Origin of the sequence: Corallococcus terminator, from assembly GCF_049194865.1 — a bacterium.
Taxonomy (GTDB): Bacteria; Myxococcota; Myxococcia; order Myxococcales; family Myxococcaceae; genus Myxococcus; species Myxococcus terminator_A.
In genome coordinates this window covers 208,686-228,912 of sequence record NZ_JBLZWL010000016.1, presented here as the reverse complement: position 1 = coordinate 228,912, position 20,227 = coordinate 208,686, and the positions used below count along the sequence as shown (strand labels likewise).

Annotated in this window: 17 protein-coding genes; 7 read left to right on the top strand and 10 right to left on the bottom strand. The window is 69.1% G+C overall.

All coding sequences use genetic code 11. The annotated features are described in order from the left end of the window. From pcnB to ACN469_RS08610, 7 genes are all read right to left on the bottom strand, one after another. The coding region (gene pcnB / locus ACN469_RS08640; protein ID WP_498766022.1) for a polynucleotide adenylyltransferase PcnB at positions 1-1,286 on the bottom strand (1,286 nt) is incomplete at its 3' end. 595 nt (positions 1,287-1,881) lie between these two features. Continuing rightward, positions 1,882-2,919 carry a phosphatase domain-containing protein gene (locus ACN469_RS08635; RefSeq protein WP_498766020.1) on the bottom strand — a complete coding sequence of 346 codons (1,038 nt, stop codon included), beginning with the start codon at positions 2,917-2,919 and terminating at the stop codon, positions 1,882-1,884. After that, complete coding sequence (gene plsX, locus ACN469_RS08630) at positions 2,916-3,962, bottom strand: phosphate acyltransferase PlsX (RefSeq protein WP_498766018.1); 1,047 nt, start codon at positions 3,960-3,962, stop codon at positions 2,916-2,918. Before plsX ends, ACN469_RS08635 begins: the two co-directional genes overlap by 4 nt. A 1-nt stretch (position 3,963) precedes the next feature. Next, positions 3,964-5,244, bottom strand: a complete 1,281-nt coding sequence (locus ACN469_RS08625; RefSeq protein WP_498766016.1) for an MFS transporter — start codon at positions 5,242-5,244, stop codon at positions 3,964-3,966. Between the two features lie 109 nt (positions 5,245-5,353). After that, the gene (gltC, locus tag ACN469_RS08620; RefSeq protein WP_498766032.1) at positions 5,354-7,402 is read right to left on the bottom strand and encodes an adventurous gliding motility protein GltC; all 2,049 of its coding nucleotides are present in this window, start codon (positions 7,400-7,402) and stop codon (positions 5,354-5,356) included. Next, positions 7,402-8,187: an outer membrane beta-barrel domain-containing protein gene (locus ACN469_RS08615; RefSeq protein WP_498766014.1), complete on the bottom strand. Its 786-nt coding sequence runs from the start codon at positions 8,185-8,187 to the stop codon at positions 7,402-7,404. Before ACN469_RS08615 ends, gltC begins: the two co-directional genes overlap by 1 nt. Then, positions 8,184-9,008, bottom strand: coding sequence for an outer membrane beta-barrel domain-containing protein (locus ACN469_RS08610; protein WP_498766012.1), 825 nt, complete (start codon positions 9,006-9,008; stop codon positions 8,184-8,186). Before ACN469_RS08610 ends, ACN469_RS08615 begins: the two co-directional genes overlap by 4 nt. A 258-nt stretch (positions 9,009-9,266) precedes the next feature. Here ACN469_RS08610 and cglC point away from each other — a divergent pair, with 258 nt between their 5' ends. Together cglC and ACN469_RS08600 are read left to right on the top strand one after the other, a co-directional pair. Then, entirely contained in the window at positions 9,267-9,782 is a 516-nt protein-coding gene (gene cglC / locus ACN469_RS08605) for an adventurous gliding motility lipoprotein CglC (protein ID WP_498766010.1), read from the top strand. 86 nt (positions 9,783-9,868) lie between these two features. Beyond that, the gene (locus ACN469_RS08600; RefSeq protein WP_498766008.1) at positions 9,869-11,290 is read left to right on the top strand and encodes a vWA domain-containing protein; all 1,422 of its coding nucleotides are present in this window, start codon (positions 9,869-9,871) and stop codon (positions 11,288-11,290) included. 92 nt (positions 11,291-11,382) lie between these two features. Here the strand turns inward: ACN469_RS08600 and ACN469_RS08595 are convergent, their stop codons facing one another. Then, positions 11,383-12,519 (bottom strand): hypothetical protein, encoded by a 1,137-nt coding sequence (locus tag ACN469_RS08595; RefSeq protein WP_498766006.1) that lies wholly within the window; start codon positions 12,517-12,519, stop codon positions 11,383-11,385. Between the two features lie 247 nt (positions 12,520-12,766). On the opposite strand from ACN469_RS08595, the gene purE reads away from it, so the two are divergent. Genes purE through ybaK form a run of 3 tightly spaced genes read left to right on the top strand, consistent with a single transcriptional unit; the run spans position 12,767 to position 14,884 of the window. After that, the gene (purE, locus tag ACN469_RS08590) at positions 12,767-13,264 is read left to right on the top strand and encodes a 5-(carboxyamino)imidazole ribonucleotide mutase (RefSeq protein WP_498766030.1); all 498 of its coding nucleotides are present in this window, start codon (positions 12,767-12,769) and stop codon (positions 13,262-13,264) included. After that, entirely contained in the window at positions 13,261-14,403 is a 1,143-nt protein-coding gene (purK, locus tag ACN469_RS08585; RefSeq protein WP_498766004.1) for a 5-(carboxyamino)imidazole ribonucleotide synthase, read from the top strand. The genes purE and purK overlap by 4 nt, the downstream gene beginning before the upstream one ends. Positions 14,404-14,407: 4 nt before the next feature. Further along, positions 14,408-14,884, top strand: a complete 477-nt coding sequence (gene ybaK, locus ACN469_RS08580) for a Cys-tRNA(Pro) deacylase (RefSeq protein WP_253993977.1) — start codon at positions 14,408-14,410, stop codon at positions 14,882-14,884. A gap of 7 nt (positions 14,885-14,891) precedes the next feature. On the opposite strand, the gene ACN469_RS08575 is transcribed toward ybaK, so the two are convergent. After that, a complete protein-coding gene (locus tag ACN469_RS08575) occupies positions 14,892-15,920 on the bottom strand; it encodes a zinc-binding dehydrogenase (protein WP_498766002.1) in 1,029 nt (342 codons plus the stop codon). Between the two features lie 73 nt (positions 15,921-15,993). On the opposite strand from ACN469_RS08575, the gene ACN469_RS08570 reads away from it, so the two are divergent. Further along, complete coding sequence (locus ACN469_RS08570) at positions 15,994-17,208, top strand: hypothetical protein (RefSeq protein WP_498766000.1); 1,215 nt, start codon at positions 15,994-15,996, stop codon at positions 17,206-17,208. A gap of 134 nt (positions 17,209-17,342) precedes the next feature. After that, a complete protein-coding gene (locus tag ACN469_RS08565) occupies positions 17,343-18,536 on the top strand; it encodes an EAL domain-containing protein (RefSeq protein ID WP_498765998.1) in 1,194 nt (397 codons plus the stop codon). 7 nt (positions 18,537-18,543) lie between these two features. Here the strand turns inward: ACN469_RS08565 and ACN469_RS08560 are convergent, their stop codons facing one another. Further along, positions 18,544-20,211, bottom strand: coding sequence for an Aq_1262 family (lipo)protein (locus ACN469_RS08560; protein WP_498765996.1), 1,668 nt, complete (start codon positions 20,209-20,211; stop codon positions 18,544-18,546). Positions 20,212-20,227 lie beyond the last annotated feature (16 nt).

The following is a 20,227-nucleotide window of genomic DNA, read 5'->3' as shown; positions in this document are numbered from 1 at the left end:
TGGCTGATGGGCACCAGCAGCGCCGCCAGCAGGATGGCGTCGTCGAGCGGCTCTCCCGCGGCCACCCGACGGTCCAACGCCTGCGCGAAGGCGTAGAAGGTCTTCTCGCCTTCCTTGCCGTGCTGCTTCAGGTACGCGTTCACCGGGGGCAGCAGGAACTTCATCGCATCCAGCGCGTCCAGCAGCTTCAGGGCCGGCGCGGACACACCGCCCCGGATGAGCCGGAAGGTCTCTTCCAGGAGGCGCGCGGGAGCGCAGCGCGGCAGGTCCTCCACCGCGCCTTCCATGGCCGCGTACGTGCGCGACTCGATGTCCAGGTCCAGCTTCGCGGCGAAGCGCACGGCGCGAAGGATGCGCACCGGGTCCTCGCGCATGCGCACTTCCGGGTCGCCGATGGTGCGGATGAACCGCTCGTCCAGGTCACGACGGCCGCGGACGTAGTCGATGACCCGTCCCTCGGCCACGTCGTAGAACAGGCCGTTGATGGTGAAGTCGCGGCGGCGCGCGTCCTGCTGCGCGGTGCCGAAGACGTTGTCGTGGGTGATGAGCAGGTCATCGCCCCCGGCCTCGCCCTCCTCCTCGGGCGCGGAAGGCGCCGCGGCCTCCAGCTCCGTCGGGTTCGCCCGGAAGGTGGAGACCTCGATGATCTTCCCACCCTTGAAGTAGACGTGCGCCAGCCGGAAGCGCCTGCCGATGAGCCGGCAGTTGCGGAAGATGGCCCGCACCTCGCCCGGGTGGGCGCTGGTGGCCACGTCGAAGTCCTTGGGCTTCTTGCCCAGGAGCAAATCCCGCACGCAGCCGCCCACCAGGTACGCCTGATGGCCGTGCTGATGCAGCCGCAGCACCACCTTCAGCGCGTCCGGGTCCAGCTCGTCCGGGTCGATTTCCGCCGGCTCGCCGGTGGACCGCACATGGGGCGCGTGCAGCGCGCGCTCGTAGGGGGTCGGGTCGGGCTCGGGCTCGAGCACCGTCGGCACCTGCTCGATTTCATCCTCGGCGGCCTCGGCGGCGTCCTGCGCCTCGGCGGCGGCCAGCACCTCCGCGGCGGACAGGCCCGTCTCGTCGAAGACGGCGTCGAGCGCGTCGACCTCGTCGTCGTCGTCATCGGACTCGTCGTCGACTTCGTCCTCGGACGGGCTCACCCGTCCATTGGACTCGGAGGCCGACTCGGTTGAAGCAGGGAGGTGGGGAGACACTTCGTCGGAGGGAGCCGATTCGGCGGCCACGGACTCGGGGGCACTCGCCTGTTCCGAGGGGGCAGTCGTCAGCTCCAGATTGGAAGACATGGAAACCTCTTGAGCACCGCGCTCGGAGCCCACTGCCGCCTCGGATGAGGCAACCTCGCGCGCGTCGAATCGGGCGCAGGTGGCAGCGGACCGCCGGCAGGCGGCGTTTCAGTCAAAACTCGCGTCATCACCGTGGACGCCCCGCAAGGGACGCTTCAGGGGCAGCCGTCTATAGCGCATCCGCCCTGGGGGGGTGTAGCGCCCTTTCTGCGGGTCCACCGGAGAGGTGGAGCGCTTCCACCCCACCCGTCCCTTTTCCAGCGAGAAGGGGTTTGACCGTGCATTCGGGGAGGCGTCGAAGGGCATCCTGTTCCAGGCTCGCTCCAGGTCGGTGAAAAAGAGTCCGCCACGAGTATCGGCCCCATGGCCGGGAGCCGGCGGTAGGGTCCCGCCATCCCGGAAGACTCTGTTCCGTATCAACACTGGAGACACCCAAAACGTTCTGGAGACGGCCCAAGCACCGCGTCCCAGCCCACCCGGACAGCGGCTTGACGAGCCTGGGCCCGTCCCCACCCGCCTGGTCGGCTGCTCGGGGGCCCGACTTCTGACCTGCCCGCTGCCCACGAGCCCGGGCTCCAGGCCCGGCGGCTCGAATCTAAGGCTTGGTGCGGCCCTTGTGGTTGCGCGGCAGGGCGTGGTGGATGAGGGAGACGTAGTCCACGGCCTGTACGGGGGGCGGGGGCGGCGGCGTGCCCAGCGCGACGAGCCGCTTGCTGAACGCGGCGAGGATGTCCGGCATCGGACGCATCGCGGCGAGCAGCTTGTTGGGCCCCTCCAGCGCCTGCGACAGCGCCACCGCCGCCTGCTGGAGCGGGAGGCCCCGGCGCAGCAGGTCCTGGAAGGAGTTGGAGAGGGTGATGATGTTGTGCCCCGCCGTCTGCACCATCTCCACCGCGATTTTCAGCACCTGCGGCGCGGACAGGTGTCCGTCCGCCAGCAGCACCAGCGCGGCCTGGAAGTAGTTGAAGATGGGGACGACGCGAGGCCCGTACGCCGTGAAGTGCGCGGGCGGCGTCAGCTTGTCCAGGTGGATGAAGATGCGCCGCACCGGGTCCGCCACCGGAATCTGCTTCCACGCCGCGCGCACGCGCTCCGCGTCGTCCGGGTAGACGCCGCCCGCCTCCAGCACCTGGGACAACACGCGCTCGTCCACGCGGCCGGCAATCAGGTCCGCGAAGAGCGAGTAGATGAACGCATCCGCCTCCGCGTCGTCACCGAAGAGGACCTCCTCGGCCTCCGCGGGCGCCTTCACCCGGCTCTCCAGAATCGCGGGCAGCTTGTAGCCCACCTGCCCGCGCAGCGCGCGGAAGCGCCCGCGCAGGAGGTTGCCGACGTTGTCCTTGAGGACGAACTCGTCCCAGCGCACGCCGTCCAGCTTGAGCTTCTCCTCCAGCACGGCGCGCATCTGCTTCGGACTGCCGGAGACGATGCACAGCCGCGAGTCGCCGTTCTCCGACAGCTCGCGGATGAGCGCGCTCGCGCCTGGGATGGCGACCTTCTCGTGCGCCTTCTGGAAGGCGGTGCGCAAGAGGTCCTTGAGCGAGTCGAAGTCCGTCTGGAGGTACGTCTTGTCCAGGTCCCAGCGGTAGATGCGCCGCGGCGGTCGCGGGTCGATGCGGTCCGGCAGACTCACTTCTGAAGACCTTCCCGGATGGAGTTCCCCAGGTTGTTCGCCACCACCTTGGCGGCCACCTTGCCCGCGTTGGCGATGGCGCGCGCCTTCGAGCGCCCGTGCGCCTTGATGAAGATGCGGTCGAACCCGAGGATGGGCGCACCGCCGTACTGGTTCCAGTCGGTGATGTCCTTGATGCGCTGAATCCCGCTGGACAGCATGGCCAGACCCGCGCGCCAGCGCAGGCTCTCCTTGTAGGCATACTGGGCCAGCTCCACGACGGTCTCGTGCACGCCCTCCAGCATCTTCAGGCACACGTTGCCCGTGAAGCCGTCGGTGACGATGACGTCCGCGGTCCCCTTGGGGATGTCGATGCCCTCCACGTTGCCGATGAAGTTGATGTCCTTCATCTCCGACAGCCGCGCGTGCGCCTCCACCACCCGGGGCGGGCCCTTCTGCGGCTCGACACCGTTGGACAAGAGCGCCACCTTGGGCCGCTCGTTGCGGGAGATGATGCGCGCGTACTGCGAGCCCATGACGGCGAACGTCACCAGGTCATCGGCCGTGGCCTCCACCGTCGCCCCCACGTCGAGGATGAGGGAGAACGGGTCCTCCTTGGCGCCACGCACCGAGCGCGTCGGATACACCGTGGCCAGCGCCGCGCGGCGCACGCCGGGGATGAGCTGGAAGTGACGCGCGCACGCCAGCACGCCCGCGCCCGTGTTGCCCGCGGACACCAGCGCCTGCGCCTCGCCCTCGGCGACCAGGCGCGCGGCCACCGCCACGGAGGCGTTGGGCTTGCGCGCGAGCGCCTCGCCGGGTTTCTCGTCCATGCCCACGAAGTCCGCCGCGTGCTGGACGGAGATGCGCTCGCCGTTGTGCTTCGTCTCCGCGAGCGCGTTGTCGATGAGGGTCCGGTCCCCCACCAGCAACGCATGGATGTGGGGTGAGTCCAGGGAGAGCTGCGCGGCGCCGCGCACGACCTCCGCCGGCCCATGGTCCGTCCCCATCACGTCGAAGGCAATCGTCACGGGCTGCGGCTGTTTGACCACCATGGCCCCCATCTTATGACCTTTGTCCGGCCCTCGCGCCTGCCATTCTCGCCTGAGTCACGAGGCTGGCCGCCACCACCACTCCCACCACGAGCATTCCCGCCGCCGTCCCGTACGGCGCCCCCGGCCCCAAGCGGGTGAAGAGCCACCCGCCCAGCGCCGGCCCCAGAATCCGCCCCAGTGAGCCCGCGGCCTGGAAGCCCCCCAGCGCCGCCCCCAGTCGATGAGGGGGCGCATGCAGCGATACCAGCGCGGACAGGCAGGGGTGCGTCAAGGCCGAGCCCACCGCCAAAAGCCCCATCACGGGGAACAACCACCCGTAGGTGGGTGCCACCGGCAGGAGCGCCAGCCCCAGCGCCGTCACCGCGAAGCCCGCCATGGCCACCTGGGCCTCCCGGCCCGAGCCCCCGCCCCCCTCCCCGCCCACCAGCCGGCGCACCACCCCGCCCTGCACCAGCGCGCTGAGCACGCCCACCACGGCGAAGAGCCAGCCCGCGCGAAGGCTCGCCTCGCGGAGCACCGCCACGTCCGTCACCACTGGATGCAGGAACATCCCCCCCTCCAGCGCCACCGGGCCCAGGGAGAGGAAGCGCGTCAGCAGGTAGACGGAGAACGTCCCCTCCATCTGTGAGAACGCGGTGGTGAACAACAGCATCAGCACCAGGCAGCGCGCGACGACGGGCAACCGCAGCGCCTGGACAGCGCCCTTCAGCGTGCGCACATGCCCCTCCGGCCCTCCCTCCACCCGCGACTCCGGGAGGAAGAACCAGGTGCAGACCAGGTTGACGGCCACCAGCCCCGCGGCGAACAGGCCGATGGCCAGGTTGCCGCCCCACGCACCCAGGAAGCCGCCCAGCGCGGGCCCCAGCACGAAGCCCAGCCCGAAGGCCGCGCCGATGACGCCCATGCCCCGCGCGCGCTCCTCCGGACGGGTGATGTCCGCGACGACGGCCTGCGCGGTGGCGATGTTGCCGCCGGAGATGCCGTCGATGACGCGCGCCAGGAAGAGCAGCGGCAGGGAGTCCGCCAGGGCGAAGAGCACGTAGCCCGCCAGCGAGCCCACCTGACTGAGCAGCAGCACCGGCCGGCGGCCATACCTGTCACTCAGCCGTCCGAGCACCGGCGCCGCCACCAACTGCATCAGCGAGTAGACGGAGATGAGCAGCCCCACCGTGAAGGGCGAGGCACCGAACTTCACTCCGTACACGCCCAGCTGCGGAATCAGGATGCCGAACCCGATGAGGTCCAGGGACACGATTCCGAAGACGACGCGCAGTGACGCCGTCCGGCTCACCCGTAGCTCCCTTGCTGGAAATGAAAAACCGCCGGAGCGCGGAAGATAGCGCCCCGGCGGTCTGAATGGCGCGGCAAGTCCGCGCCCCGCGACGATTTGACGCTCCCGACTACATCGCCTCGGCGGACTGCACGTTCCGGTTCGCCGTGTCGCGGTCGATGCAGCCCTTCGTCAACGTGTACTGGTACGTGCCCAGCTCGTCGCGCCAGTACTCACCCTCGTACGGCCAGTAGAGCTCGTCATCCGGCACCGCCACGGAGAACTTGTACTTCTTGACGATGGACGTGCGCCCGCCCGCCTTGAGCTGGTCCTCGAGGAACTCCTTCTCCTTCGTCGTCGTCTCGAACTTGATGCGCAGGCCGTTGGCGAGCAGCTGCTTGAGCGCGACGAGCTCCGTCTCCAGCTTGCCCTTGGCCATGATGCCCGCCTTGGAGATGAGGTCGGTGCGGTGGACCTTCAGCTCCTCCAGCAGGCTCTTGGAGAGCTCGGAGTACTTGAAGGTGTCACCGCGGCTGGCGAACGCGTCCATCTCCGCTTCCAGTTCGAGGATGGAGTCGTTCGTCTTGCGCAGGTCCTGGTCCGTGAGGGCCAGGCGGAGGATGCGCTCCAGGATGACGTCCGTCTCGTTCTTCTCCAGGCCGTCCTTGTTCTTCTTCTGCACGTCCGCGAGCACCGTGTAGTACTCGCCGGCGTCCATGTTCTTCTTCACCAGCGACTCGAGCTGGTCATGCACCGGCAGGTACGTGCGCTCGAAGTCCTGGAGGATGATGTTGGACTCGCGGTAGCGGCAGTTCTCGTAATAGATGACGGCCTTGAGGATGAGCGCCTCCGGGAAGTACTCCTCGCGGAAGAAGGGCGACGAGAGCGTGATCAGGTTGCCCAGCGCCTGCTCGAACTGGCCCACGCGGTAGTTGGCCCAGCTCGCCTCGAAGAGCGACTCCAGCCACTGCGTGTTCCCGCGCTCCACCTTGCCCAGGTAGAACAGCGCGTAGCGGTTCTGCTGCATGCCGTAGTGCGTACGGGCCAGCTGCATGAACGCCAGCTCGCGCAGGGACTTGTCCGCCTTGGCCTGGTCGGCGGTCTTGCCGGCCATGGGACGGGTGAGGCGCACCACTTCCTTCATCGCCTCCACCGAGGACAGCATCTCCCCCGCGCCGCGCTTGGCCGCCGCGTCCTTCTGACGGCTGCCGTTGCGGAACGAAGCCAGACCGTCCAGGTACCGCGCGCGCGGGTAGAACGTGTCCGTCTTGGGAATCAGCAGCGTCAGCCGCTGCACCTCCGCGAAGCTCTTGTCCGCGTCCGCGTTCTGGCCCACCTGGTCCAGGGCACGGCCTCGCACGAAGTGGTAGCGCGCCAGCAGGTACCGGAACTCGTTGCGGTACTTCTCCGGGAACTCCTGGTTCGCGTGACGGGCAATCTCGTCGAGGATGACCGTCTCGTTCTTCGTCTTGCGGCTGATGAAGAACAGCCACTCCAGACTGGTCTTGAAGAACTTGGTGGAGGGCCCCAGCGCGAGCAGCTTGGAGAACTCGCCGAGCGACGAGTGGTACATGCCCATGCGGTAGAGCGACTTCGCCAGCACGTAGCGCGCCTCCGTGTGCAGGCCCGCGAGCTTAGGGTCCGCCAACAGCTCGTGCGCCGACATGGCGGCCTTCTCGTACTCGTCGTTCTTGAAGAGGCTGACGGTGATGTCCAGCCGCTGGCGGTCCGCCGTCTTGCCGGACACGTCCACCGCGTCGAAGGACATGGTGGGCGCGGGCGTCTTGGGCGCCTCCTGCGTGAGGTCCAGCCCGAAACCACCGCTGTTGGCGGGTGCCGGGGGCGGCGTGGGCGTGGGCGCCGGAGCGGGCGTCGCCTCGGAGGGCGCGGTGGGGCTCGTCACGGCGGCCGGAGCCGTCCCCGTGGGAGCGGGAGCGATGGCCGCTTCATCCGGGCCGTCCTCCTCCACGGGCGCGGGGGGCGTCTTGCCCTTCGCGCCACGCGTCGGCTTCTTCTTCGACTTGGAGGACTTGGCGGAGGAAGCGCCCTTCTTCTTCTTCTTGGACTTGGACTGACCACCCAGGTCGAGTCCCTCGAAGTTCTGGGCGAACGAAGGGGCCGTCCACACGAGCGCGAGCCCGAGGACGGCGAAGCGGATGAGCCTGAAGGAGCGCAGCATCATCGTGACTCGGGGTTGGACGACGGGAAGAAGAAGGACACGCCCAGCTCGAACAGCAGTTGGTTGCGCAGGTAGTTGTCGGTGCGGCCCTTCTCCACGTAGATGAGGTCGCGCACCTCCGTGCGCAGCGTCACCCACCGGTTGAAGAAGAAGCGAAGGCCCACGCCCACGTTGCCGCCGGGGGTCATGTAGTCCTTGGCCAGCAGGCCCGTGGTGTCATCCAGGTCCGGTCCCCGGTACTGGATGACGGAAGCGCCGACCACGCCGTACAGGTCGAAGTGGACGAACTTCTCCGCCAGGAGCGACAGCTTGCCGTAGATGGGCGCCCACTGGAGATCCACGCCGCCCATGAGCTTGAGCTGGCCGGGAGCCCGCCCGTCCAACTCGCCCTTGGTGGGAGAGGAGCAGCCGCGCGTGGAGCCGTCCGTGCCGTCGGAGAAGGTGCAGATCTGCGCCGCGCCCGACACCGCGTTCAGCGCGTAGCCCGCCCGCAGGCTGACGCCGATCGTCTCCACGGGGTGGTACGTGAGCACGCCGCCGAAGATGTACTTGGTGAAGAAGGCGTCGCGCAGCGACAGCGTCGCTGACGGGCTGAACTCGAAGCGCCCCTTCTTCAGGAACACATGCCCGGACACGGGCCGCACCCGCTCACGCAGGGGGCCGAGCCGGTCCTTGTCCACCTCGGAGACGTCGCCAGCCTCCTCCTCCTCGGAGGTGGCCTGCGCGCTCGCCAGCAGGGGGGTGACCAGACAGAGGGTCAACAGCCAACGGAAGACGGTCTTCATTCCGCGTCCCTCCCCGTCGAACGGAAGGGCAGGAACAGCGAGATGCCGGCGTTGAGTGTCATCACGTTCTGGATGGCCCCCTTGGAGCTGCCCAGGGGCTGATCCACATAGGAGGTGTTGATGAGCGCCACGTTCACGGCGATGAAGTCCTGCGCCACGAAGCGCATGCCCAGACCCAGGTCCGCGGCGGGGTTGAGGCCGCGCCCCGGAAGGGACGAGGTCTCCGTCTTCACCACGCCCGCGCCCGCCAGCAGGTAGCCGTCGAAGTGCAGGATGGAGTTGAGGAAGGCCACCTTGCCGTACAGCGGGCTCCACTCCACGTCGCCCATGGCGGACCACTCGGGCACCGAGTTGTAGATCTTGCTGTTGAAGGTGCGCTTGGCGGTGCGCACGTCGTCGGACGGCACCACCTGCATCAGCGAGCCGCGCGCCGAGATGGCCAGCGTGTCCGCCAGGTAGTACGCGCCGCGCAGGGACGCGCCCACCTTGGAGTAGAACGGATCATTGACGGAGACGCTGATGAGCGGCGTCAGCTCGAACCGCCCCTGCTTCCGGTACACCTTGCGCTGGACGCTCTTCACCCGGTCCTCCTGGGTGATGTCGGTCAGCGGCGGCAGGGCCTCGGGAGGTGGAGCCTCCTCTTCGGCGGGTCGGGTGGCTGTGCTCGCGGGCGCAGCCTCCTCCGCCGGCGGCGGCGTGGGTGACTCTTCGGACTTGGGCTGGGTCTCTTCCGTGAGGTCGAGTCCCATGCCCTCCTGGCTCTGCGCGGGTGCCAGGGCGGGCACCAGGCACAGCGCGAGCAGCAACGTGTGGCGATTCAAACCGGGGGCTCCGTGGGGGAGGGGGGGAAAGACTCCACCGGGGGTTCAGCGCGACTCTTCGCTTCGCCATCCTATCGGCCGTATTCCCGAGCGGCAACCGCCCCTGCGTGCCTGTCTACTCTGTATCTCTCCGGTATTCCTGCACAATTCTAGACTGGACACCGCGCCGCGTGAGCGTTGGCAGCCCCAGGTGCTGTGCTACCCTGGGAGGGCTGGTCGCGGGCCCCCCCGTGCCCCCTCCCCCTTTGTCGAGGTCTCATGAAGATGTCCCTGCGAGCCGCCTTCCTCGTGTCCACCGCGCTGTTGCTCGGGGGATGCAAGGTCAGCAGCGAGATTGGCAAGCCGTGCACCCTGGTCCGGAAGGCGCTGCCCGAGGAGAACTCGCCGACCAAGACCATGCCGGTGCTGGAGAGCGAAGTGGCGGATCGCCAGGACTTCATCTCCTTCGGATCGCTGGAGTGCGAGGACCTCATCTGTGTGCGAGATCAGGACTACCCCCGCGCGCGCACTGAAGATGGCTCGGTGGACCTGACGGCGGCGGCGATGGGCTACTGCAGCAAGCCCTGCGTCGATGGCTCCAGCGCGTGCGAGGTGAAGGACACGTCCGACGTGGAGCCGAACCTCCCGGGCCGGATGACCTGCCGCTCGCTGCTCTTGGACCAGGACACGCTCGACGCGCTGCGTTCCGCGGATGAGGGCTTCTACCGACGGACCTTCGGCGAGAACAACTCGCCCTTCTTCTGCGCCGGGGACATTGGCGCGCAGGGTGGGTGACACTTTCGTGCGGGGGGGCTAGACCTTTTCCCGCGCTTGATTCGTAAAGGCAGGGCCCGCGTCGTCCGCGCAAGGAGCCCTGCCTCATGAATCGAACGGTCCTCTTCCTGTCCCTGGCCGGCGGCCTCGCCCTCACCGCCCTGGTGTTGGGCCTGCCCCAGGTGACCCGTCCGAGGACGGATCCCGTCGTCGAGGTGAAGAACCCACCTCCGACCCCTCCCCTCCCCGTTCAAGGCACGCCGGGCTCGCTGACGATGACGAGCCGCCTGTCACATCCGTATGTCCCCGCGGGCAGCTCGGAGGTCTTCGCCACGGTGGACCTGACGGGCGCCGAGGTCCCCGGCTCCAAGCGCCGCCCGGTGAACCTGGCGCTGGTCATCGACCGCTCGGGTTCCATGAGCGGCTACAAGCTGGCGCAGGCGAAGCAGGCCGCGCGGCACCTGGTGGGGTTGCTGCGCGACGAGGACCGGCTGGCCATCGTCCACTACGGCTCGGACGTGAAGAGCCTGCCGTCGGCGCAGGCCACCGCCGCGCAGCGCGAGCGGATGCTCCAGTACGTGGATGGCATCTGGGATGACGGCGGCACCAACATCTCCGCGGGCCTGTCGGCGGGCCGCTACCAGCTGTCCACCGCGCAGGAGGGCTTCGGCGTCAACCGCCTCATCCTCTTGAGCGACGGCCAGCCCACCGAGGGCGTCACCGACGACGAGGGCCTGACGCGGCAGGTGCGCGAGCTGCGCGCCACCGGAATCACCGTGAGCGCCATCGGCGTGGGCACCGACTTCAACGAGGACCTGATGCAGGGCTTCGCCGAGTACGGCGCGGGTGCGTACGGCTACCTCGAGGACGCGGGCCAGTTGGCCGCGCTCTTCCAGAAGGACCTCCAACAGGCCTCCACCACGGTCGCGCGGGACGTGACGCTCACCTTCACGCTGCCGACGGGCACGGTGCTGGGCGAGGTGCTGGGCTACAACGCGAACCAGTCCGGCAACCAGGTGATGGTGGCGCTGCCGAACTTCTCCGCCGGCCAGTTGGAGCGCGTCGTCGTGCGCCTGTCGACGACGGGTGACTCGGTGGGCCAGACGGTGCGGGTGACGGACCTGAAGCTCAACTACACCGACCTCATCCGCAACGTGGGCGTGGAGAACGGCGCCGCGCTGTCCGCGGTGGTGACGGACCGGCAGGAGGAGATTGTCGCGAAGCAGGACAAGGACGCCACGGTGTACGCGGTGCGGGCGCGCAGCGCGCAGAACCTCAAGAAGGCCGCCGAGGCCCTGAGCGATGGCCGCCGCGAGGAAGCCAAGAGCTACATCCAGCAGAACCAGGTGATGTTCCTGGAAGCCGGTTCGGTGGCGAGCCCGTCGGCGGTGGCCTCGGACCTGGCCGAGCAGCAGGCCACGCTGGACGAGTACGAGAGCGCCGGCAGCGACGAGGAGGTCCGCTCCGCCGCGAAGAAGTCCAAGGTGAAGGCCCTGCGCGGCTTCGGCAAGGTGGGGTCCACGTACTGAAGACGCGTCGGGCCCTTGTCGCCCACCACCCCGCTGCCGCACGGTGCTCACGAGCGCCGGGTGGAAGCGGGGTGTTTCATTTCAGGGGGCGGCTAGTAGCAGAGGTACGAATCCATCCAGTACGCGTGATGATCCGAGGGCTCCGCGAAGGGCACGGAGATCTTGTTGGCGTAGCGGCCCATTGGAGACCAGATGAAGCTCAGGGCGGAGGTCGGCGGCAGGCAGAGGTAGTTGTTATCCCACCCTGTCGACGCGGGCTCCGAGGGCATGTAGATGCGGGTGCAGCGCATGCCTGAGATGGGCCCGTTCATGCTCCAGCGCAGGCCGACGTCGCGGTTGGCGCACAGGTAGTTGTCGTTCCACGTGCCCTCCGTGTCCCCCGTCTCCAGGAGCGCCGTACACGCCTTCCCTGGGATTGCTCCGGCGGAGGAGAACTGAAGCCCCACCGGCACCTCGTGGTAGCAGAGGTAGTTGTCGTCCCAGGTATAGGGGTCCTCCGCCTCCAGCAACTGGGTGCAGAGCCGACCCGGGAGCGGACCCGCTTCTGAATAGATGAACATCGCCTCCGCCTCCGGGGGCACGCACAGGTAGTTGTCGTGCCACGTGTTCCCCGCCGGCTCCGTGGTCTCGTGAATCTGGGTGCAGCGCAGGCCTGATATCGGCCCGCTCATGCTCCAGCGCATGCCGATGTCCTTGTTGGTGCAGAGGTAGTTGTCCCCCCACCCTCCCGCGACGTCGGCCAGCTCGTTCATCAGCGTGCAGCTCATCCCCGCGATGGGGCCCGACGCGCTGAACGACATCACCAGGGGCGCCTCCAGGCAGAGGTAGTTGTCGCTCCACCCGTTAGGGTCCTGGGGCTCGTTGAAGCTGACGCACTCCTTGCCCAGCAGAGGTCCCGCGCTGGACCAGGTGATGGTGAGCGGCGAGTCGTGGGGGATGCACAGATAGTTGTCGATCCACCCCGTACCAGAGCGCTCCGCGGGCTCCCTCACGTGGGTGCAGCGCAGTTCAGGCACGTAGTCGTCGTTGCGCCAGACGAAGCCGAGGTCCACGGGCGAGCACAGGTAGTTGTCATCCCAGCCATGCGGGTCGCCGGGCTCGTTGATGGCGATGCAGTGCATCCCCGGGATGGGGCCGCTCGCGCTGAAGACCACCCCATGGAAGCTCGTGAACACAGGGGAGGTGTCGAGGGCCGAGAGCACCGCGCCCTCCACGCTCGCGGGCGTCACGGTTTCGTCACCCGGGGCCTGACACCCCGTGCCCCCCAGGACACAGAGAAGTCCGAGAACGAACGCTCGATGAACAACGACACGATGGATGAGGATTTGCATCGGAATAATCTGACATAACTGAATTGCAAGTAGCCAGCCGAGCACGCGGGCGCGCGGGGTGACTTCCAGGTTGACCGTCGGAATCGCCCGGCCCTATCTCCGCGTTCCTCCCGCCTTCGGCTGGAGGCACGAAAGCGTGGACCGAATGGCGAGCGGCAACACCCCTTGGGTCGGGGTCATCATGGGCGGCAAGAGTGACCTGGAGTACCTGCAGCCGGGCATCGACGTGCTGAAGGAGCTGGGCATCCCCCACGAGGTGCGGGTGGTCTCCGCGCACCGCACGCCGGACTGGATGATGGAGTACGCGTCCACCGCCGAGTCGCGGGGCCTGTCGCTCATCATCGCCGCCGCGGGTGGCGCGGCCCACCTGCCGGGCATGGTGTCCGCGAAGACGCTCTTGCCCGTCATCGGCGTGCCCATGCCCACCACGCTGCTCAACGGCATCGACGCGCTGCTCTCCATCGTGCAGATGCCCAAGGGCGTGCCCGTGGGGACGCAGGCCATTGGCAAGCCGGGCGCGGCCAACGCCGCCCTGCACGCCGCGGCCATCCTCGCGCTGAAGTACCCGGAGCTGCGTGAGCGGCTGGCCGCCTGGCGCAAGGCGCGCACCGACGAAGTGCTGGCGCACCGGGAGCTGTCATGAGCCCTCGCGTGGTGCTCCCCGGGGGGACCATTGGCATCCTCGGCGGGGGGCAGCTCGGGCGGATGATGGCGCTGGCCGCGCGCACGCTCGGCTTCCAGGTACAGGCGCTGGACCCCGACGCGACGTGCCCCGCGCGCAACGTCGTCGACCGCTGCCTCACCGCGTCCTTCGCGGACATCGCCGCCGCCGAGGAGCTGGCGAAGGGCTGCGACACCGTGACGCTCGAAATCGAGAAGGTGCCGCTGGCCACGCTGGAGGCAGTCGCCCGCCACACGCCCATGCGTCCAGGCGCGTCCGTGCTGCACGTCATCCAGCATCGCGGTCGGCAGAAGGGCTGGCTCGCCAAGGGCGGCTTCCCCGTGGGGCCGTGGCGCGAGGCGCACTCGGCCGACGAGCTGGCCCAGGCCATCCAGGCGCTGGGCGGCCGGTGCTTCGTGAAGTCCAGCGAGGGCGGCTACGACGGGCGCGGTCAGGTGGAGGTGAAGACGCCCGCCGAGGCCCCCGCCGCGTGGCGCGAGCTGGGTGAGCGCTCCGTCGTGGTGGAAGCCGCGCTGGATCTCCAGTCGGAGCTGTCCGTGCTCGTGGCCCGCAGCCCGAAGGGCGAGCTGGCGGTGTATCCGCCCGCCTTCAACCACCACGAGGAGCGCATCCTCGCGTGGTCGCTGCTTCCGGGTCCGCTGCCGGCCCACGTCGCCGAGCGCGCCACGGAGCTGGCACGCGACATCACCCAGGCGCTCCAGGTGGAGGGCCTGCTGGTGCTGGAGTTGTTCCTGCTGCGCGACGGCACGGTGCTGGTGAACGAGCTGGCGCCGCGTCCGCACAACAGCTTCCACTCGACGGAGGTGGCCTGCCTCACCTCGCAGTTCGAGCAGGCGGTGCGCGCGGCGTGCAACCTGCCCCTGGGCTCGGTGGAAATCGTCCGTCCGGCGGCCATCGTCAACCTGCTGGGAGACTTGTGGCTGCGCGAAGGCGGTCCCCGGTTCGAGGACGCGCTGGCGCTGCCCGGCGTGCGCCTGCACCTGTACGGCAAGCGTGACGCGCGCAAGGGCCGGAAGATGGGGCACCTGTCCGCGGTGGGCACCACACCCGAGGACGCGCTCGCGCGGGTGAAGGCCGCGGCGGCGGTGCTCGGAGTCTGACGCCATGAAGACGAACGCCGCGCGGCTGCTCGACTCGTTGGGCGTGAAGTACTCGCTGCGCGACTACGAGGTGGACCCGGAGGACCTCTCCGCGGAGTCGGTGGCCGCCAAGGTGGGCATGCCCCCGGAGCAGGTCTTCAAGACGCTCGTCGCGCGAGGCGACCGCACCGGCGTGCTGATGGCGGTGGTGCCCGGCAACGCGGAGCTGGACCTCAAGGCCCTGGCGCGACTGAGCGGTGACCGCAAGGTGGACACCGTGCCGCTCAAGGAGCTCCAGCCCCTCACCGGCTACGTGCGCGGCGGCTGCACGGCCATCGGCGGCAAGAAGGACTATCCCGTCTACGTGGACGAGACGCTGGAGCTGTTCGACGAGGTGGCCGTCTCAGCGGGCGTGCGCGGAACCCAGTTGGTGCTGGCGCCGGCCGACTACCTGCGGGTGACGAAGGCGAAGGTCGGCCCCATCTCCCGCGACAAGGCCTGAGCGGCCTTCACACCATCGACCCCTGCTCGGGCATGAAGAGCACCTTGCCGGACGTCATGTCCGCCGAGGCGATGCGCACCGCCTCGCCCGCCGACTCCAGCGGCAGCCGCGCGCGCACGGGCGTCTCCAGCTCGCGGCCCACCAGGGACGGCACCCCCATCAGCGCCTTGAGCTGCTCGCGGCCGAAGCCTCGACGCGCCCACTCCGAGAGCGCGAAGCCGTCCACCGTCTTGCGCCCGAAGATGACGTCACCCGGGTCGAAGCGACACTCCTGCTCCGACAGCGCGCCATACACCGTCACGCGTCCGCCCTCGGGCAGCGCGCTCAACAACTGGCCCGTCAGTCGCCCCGCCACCGCGTCGAAGGCGAGCGACACCTTGAGCTCGTGACACATGAGGCGCAGCCGCTCCTGGAACTCCGGCTCGTCACTGCTCAGCACGTGCTCCGCGCCCAGGCCTCGCAAGAGCTCCACCTGCTCCGCGCGGCGCACCACGTGCACCATGGGCACGCCCCGCCGTCGCGCCAGCGCGCCCAGCATCCGGCCCACGCTGCTCGCCGCGCCCGTCTGCGCCAGCGCCGCGTGCGCGCCCTCCTTGGCGCGCTCCATCAGCACCCACGCGGTGAAGGGATTGACGAAGAGGCTGGCGCCCTGCTCGAAGGTGATGTGGGCGCGCAGGGGGATGCACTGCTGGAGCGGCACCACCGCGTACTCGGCCCACAGGCCATCGCCGCCCACGGGCGCGACACAGGCCACGCGGCGCCCCACCAGGAGCTGCCCCGCCAGGCCCCCGGCGGCCACCACCGTGCCACTGCCCTCGAAGCCCGGCACCGTCGGCAGCGCGTTGCGCAGCCCGTACTGGCCCCGCACGAACTGGAGGTCCGCCGGGTTGATGGGCGACGCCGCCATCCGCACCAGCACCTGCTTCGTGCTGGGCCGAGGCACGGCGCGGCGCTCCACCTGGAGGGACTCCGGCCGCCCGTCATAGGCCTTGAGGACCAGCGCTCGCATCACCACGGGGACAGGGGGGGCTTTCATCGGGCAGACCTTTTAATTCGGCCGTGCGTGAAAGGGGGAGCCCCCTTGGCTTTACTCCGGGTTCGGAGCGTCGATGAACGCCACCATTTTGCAGTTGCACCACCGAGAAGCCTTTGAGCGCACCGTGACGCGTGCCCTCGCCGCGGGGGCCGGCGCGGGCCTGCTCCAGCTCGTCACCGAGCGAATCGGCCTGCCGCTTCCGCTGGCCTGGCTGGTGCCCGCCGCGGTGGTGCTGGCCTGTGCGCAGGGAGACCGGTGGGACCGCATCCTCCTGGGGGGGCTGGGGGTGGTGCTGACGGCGGTGCCGTACGCGCTGGGGATGGCGCCCGCGTGGACGGTGGCGTGCAGCGCGGCGGCGGCGGGCTCGCTGCTGGTGCGCGCGCGGCTGAGCGAGAAGGGCGTGGAGGGACAGGTGGCGGAGGCGCGCCCCACCCTCATGCACCTGGGGCTCGGCGGGCTGCTGAGCGCGGGACTCACGCTGGGCGGCGTGGAGATTGCCCGCGTGTTCTCCGCGCGGCTGGCGGATGTGGCCACACCCGCGCTGCTCGCGGCGGGAGCGACCGGCGCCATCCTGGGACTCTTCGTCGGGTTGAGCTCGGTGGCCGCGCACCTGGCCCTCACCGCGGATCCCGTGGAGGCGCGCGCCGAGGAGCTCATCCCCAGACTGGCCGGGGACTTCCGGACGCAGTGCGAGCGCGCGCTCGCGCTGTATCGCCAGTGTGGACAGTCGCTCGCGCTGCTGCCGCGAGAGCCCGCGCGCGAGGAGCTGGCCCGCACGCTGGCGCGCATCACCCGTGACGCGGTGGAGCTGGCCTCCGAGTGGGCCGGGGTCGACGCGCAGCTCGAGGAGCGCGCGCAGGCCGAGCTTCAAGGCGAGCGCGCGGAGCTGGAGCGCGGCGCGAAGGCCACCACGGATGCGGTGGCGCGGCGGCAGTTGGAGGCAGCCGCGGCCTCGCTGGCGGAGGAAGTGGAGCGGCTGGGAGAGCTGAAGCTGCGTCGGGAGCGAATCCTCGCGAGGCTGCGCGCGGAGGTGGCGCTGTTGGAGCGCGCGCGCGTGGCGCTGCTGTCGCTGCGCAGTGGACAGGCCCAGCTCAAGGCCGCGGAGCTGTCATCGCTCGCGCGTCGCTTCCGCGCGCTGTCCTCCGTGCAGTGGGAGGAAGGTCAGAGCCTGGACGCAGTGGCCACCCAGGCGACCCTGGCCCAGGTCCCCGAGCCCATCGCGCCCGTCCAACCCGTTGAGGAGGCGCCCTCCCCGCAGGGCGAGGATTCTCGAATTCGCGTCCCATGAGCGGGATTCCCCGGATGTCAGGGGCGACCAAGCCACGGGGAGGCCGTCAACTCGTACGCTGAGTGGCAGTTGTTGCGGTAGTGCGCAGGCATGAACTGTAGACGTGGGTACCGTCAGGTAACATTTGCCCCGTCATGACCCACCCCCTCGTCCGACAGCCCGGTCTGATTCCCCTCTGGTTGTGGAACGGCTCCGAGCCCGGGGTGACTTCCGCCTTCCAACCGATCGTTGATTTGAGGGATGGCGAGGTCATCGGACACGAGGTGCTGTCGCGCGGGCAGGGCACACTTGAGTCTCCGAACGAGCTGTTCCTGCACGCGCGGATGTCCGGCTACACGTGGGAGCTGGAGCGCGCGTGTTGGACCTCCGCGCTGCGCCGCATCTCCACGTTGCCGGAGGACCAGCGGCGCGCGCCCTTCTTCTTCAACGTAAGCCCGGACGTGTTGAGCGACCCGCGCTTCGGGGACGGCTCCACGCTGGCGCTGCTGGAGCGACACGGGCTGGGGCCTCGGCACCTGGTGCTGGAGCTCACCGAGAAGGCGGTCATCGAGGATGGGGCGCTGCTTCAGCGACTCACGCGTGAGTGCGCGGAGCAGGGCTACGGGCTCGCGCTGGATGACTTCGGCGCGGGGCACTCCGGGTTGGTGACGCTGGTGCACTGCGTGCCGCGCTTCATCAAGCTGGACCAGGCGTTGGTGCGGGACATCCACCTGCACGACTACCGGCAGCATCTGGTGAAGTCGCTGGTGGCGTTCTCCTCCAGCGTGGATGCCATCCTCATCGCAGAGGGCGTGGAGACGTGGGAGGAGATGACGGTGCTGCTGCGGCTGGGCATCCGTCACGCGCAGGGCTATCTGCTGGCCCGTCCCGCGCCGGTTCCCGGACGCCCCACGGAGGCGTTCGAGACGCGACGTCGCGAGGCGATGCGCGCCCTGCTCCTGAGTGAGCGCGCGGATGACAGCACGGTGGGCGGACTGGTGATTCGCCGCGCCACGGTGGATGCGGCGGCGCCGTCCGAGGCGGTGACGAGCCTCTTCCGCGATGCGCCGAAGGTGGACCACGTGGTGGTGCTGGACGGTGTGCGGGCACGGACGCTGGTGACGCGGCGGAGCCTCGCATCGGGCGACGGGCAGCGGGAGGTTCCGCTGGTGGTCGAGGACCAGGTGGGGGTGACGGCGCTCGTTGGACTGGCGATGGCGCGTGCGCCGGAGGCCGTCTACGACCCGGTGGTGGTGACGAATGCCCAGGGCGAGTTCCTGGGCACCGTGACGATGAAGCAGTTGCTGCTTCGCGCCAGCGAGCTCGTGGAGCGGCACACGGCGAAGTAGGGCCGCCTCATTCCCACGCGAGGTGCAGTCGACCGTCCTCGAAGATGAGGCCCGCGTCTTCCAGTCCCGTGGAGCCATTCTCCACCTGGGGCAGCACATTCCTCGGCGGCGCGAGCAGCGTGTCCCGGCCCTTCGTGAAGCCCTGCTCGCGGACCAGCACCATGTACGCGCGGCCCAGTGCCACGGCCCGCTCACGCGACGGAGTCAGCAGCCACGCGAGGTCCTTGTCGCCTCCTCGCGCGGCACGGCGCACGGAGGGCTCATCCACCGTGCCGCGCGGGAAGAAGCGCGTGAGCAGCTCCTCGTTCGCGCGGAACTCGTCGCCGCCCTTCACTCGCTCGAAGTACGTCAGCACCTCCGGCTTCGCGTGGCCCGCCTGTGGAACGTCGGGGATGCCGCGCAGGTCTTGATGGCGCCACCCTTCCCTGCCCGGCACCTTGCGCGGGAAGCCGAAGGTCTGGTCCACCGTCACGCCCAGGTTGGTGTGACAGCCCATGCAGAACGCGTGTTCCTCCAGCGTCTGCACGCGCAGGCGCCCCTTCTCGTCTTCGATGAAGCCCTGGAGGCGCCAGCCGAACTCGTTGATGAGGCCCAGCTCGGGTGTGCCCGGAAACGCGGGCAGCCGATTGCGCATCTTCTTCTCCTGCTCCGCCGCGTAGAAGACCATCACCTGTTCGCCCGTGTACTCCTCGTCCTTGCGCGAGTAGCGGACCTCCTTCATGCGCGCCGACAACAACGTGGGCGCGTCCGGGTCCACGTACCGCACGGTGTGGAGGAACTCGACACCGCGAGGATAGAAGTCCCTGCGCACGGCGACCTTCGCGGCCCCTCCCGCGTACGTCTTCGGCAGGCCGCGCACCTCCTCGACGCCCGACGTCAGCACGCCGTCCCCGTTCACATCCACGCCGCCCGAGCGCTCGTCCACCGGCTCCACCCGTCGCCGCGCTGTCGTCACCTCCAGCAGGCCGGGGTCCAACGTCATCGCCGCTTCGAGGATGGCGAGGTTGAGCCGATACACGTCTGGCGAGAGCCTCCCCTCGGAGTCGCGTCGGAACACCTCGGGGAGCCGGATGAAGATGTCGTCCGTGTTTCCATTCGTCGGCCAGAACGTGCCGAGGAACGGCTTGTAGCGGACCGCTCGCCAGCCACTGCCGTCGAGCGCGAAGCCCTGCGCGTCGAAGCCTCGCGCGAGGTCCAGGTCCGGCACCCAGCCCTTGAAGCCTCCGGGACGCTGGAGCAGCGACTCACGCAGGGGCGCGTAGTTGTCCTCGCGGATGTACTCGATCACCTCGTCGTCGGAGATGTCCGCGAGCGCGGCGGTGCGGTCCGCGAAGAGGTTGCTCCACTGGTTCAGCAAGCCCACGTCGCTAAAGGCGTAGTCGGCCTGCAGCGACTCGTCGTCCATGACGTTGAAGCCGACGCCGCCGGTGTGACACGTCCAGCAGGGGTTCGAGACGCCCTCCGTCTTCGTGTAGCACATGGACGGAATGGGAGCCTCGCGGTTGGCCACGGTGCTCCCGCTCGCCAGGGCTTGCGCGAGCGGGTCGAAGGGAGGCTCCGGGACGCGCGGCGCACCACGCTGTCGCCACACGACTCCGGCGGAGGCAAAGAGACTTCCCAGCGCGAGGCACAGGGCGAGCACGACCCTGGCGCCTCCCTTCGACATGATGGACATGGGTGGCGTTCTCCTG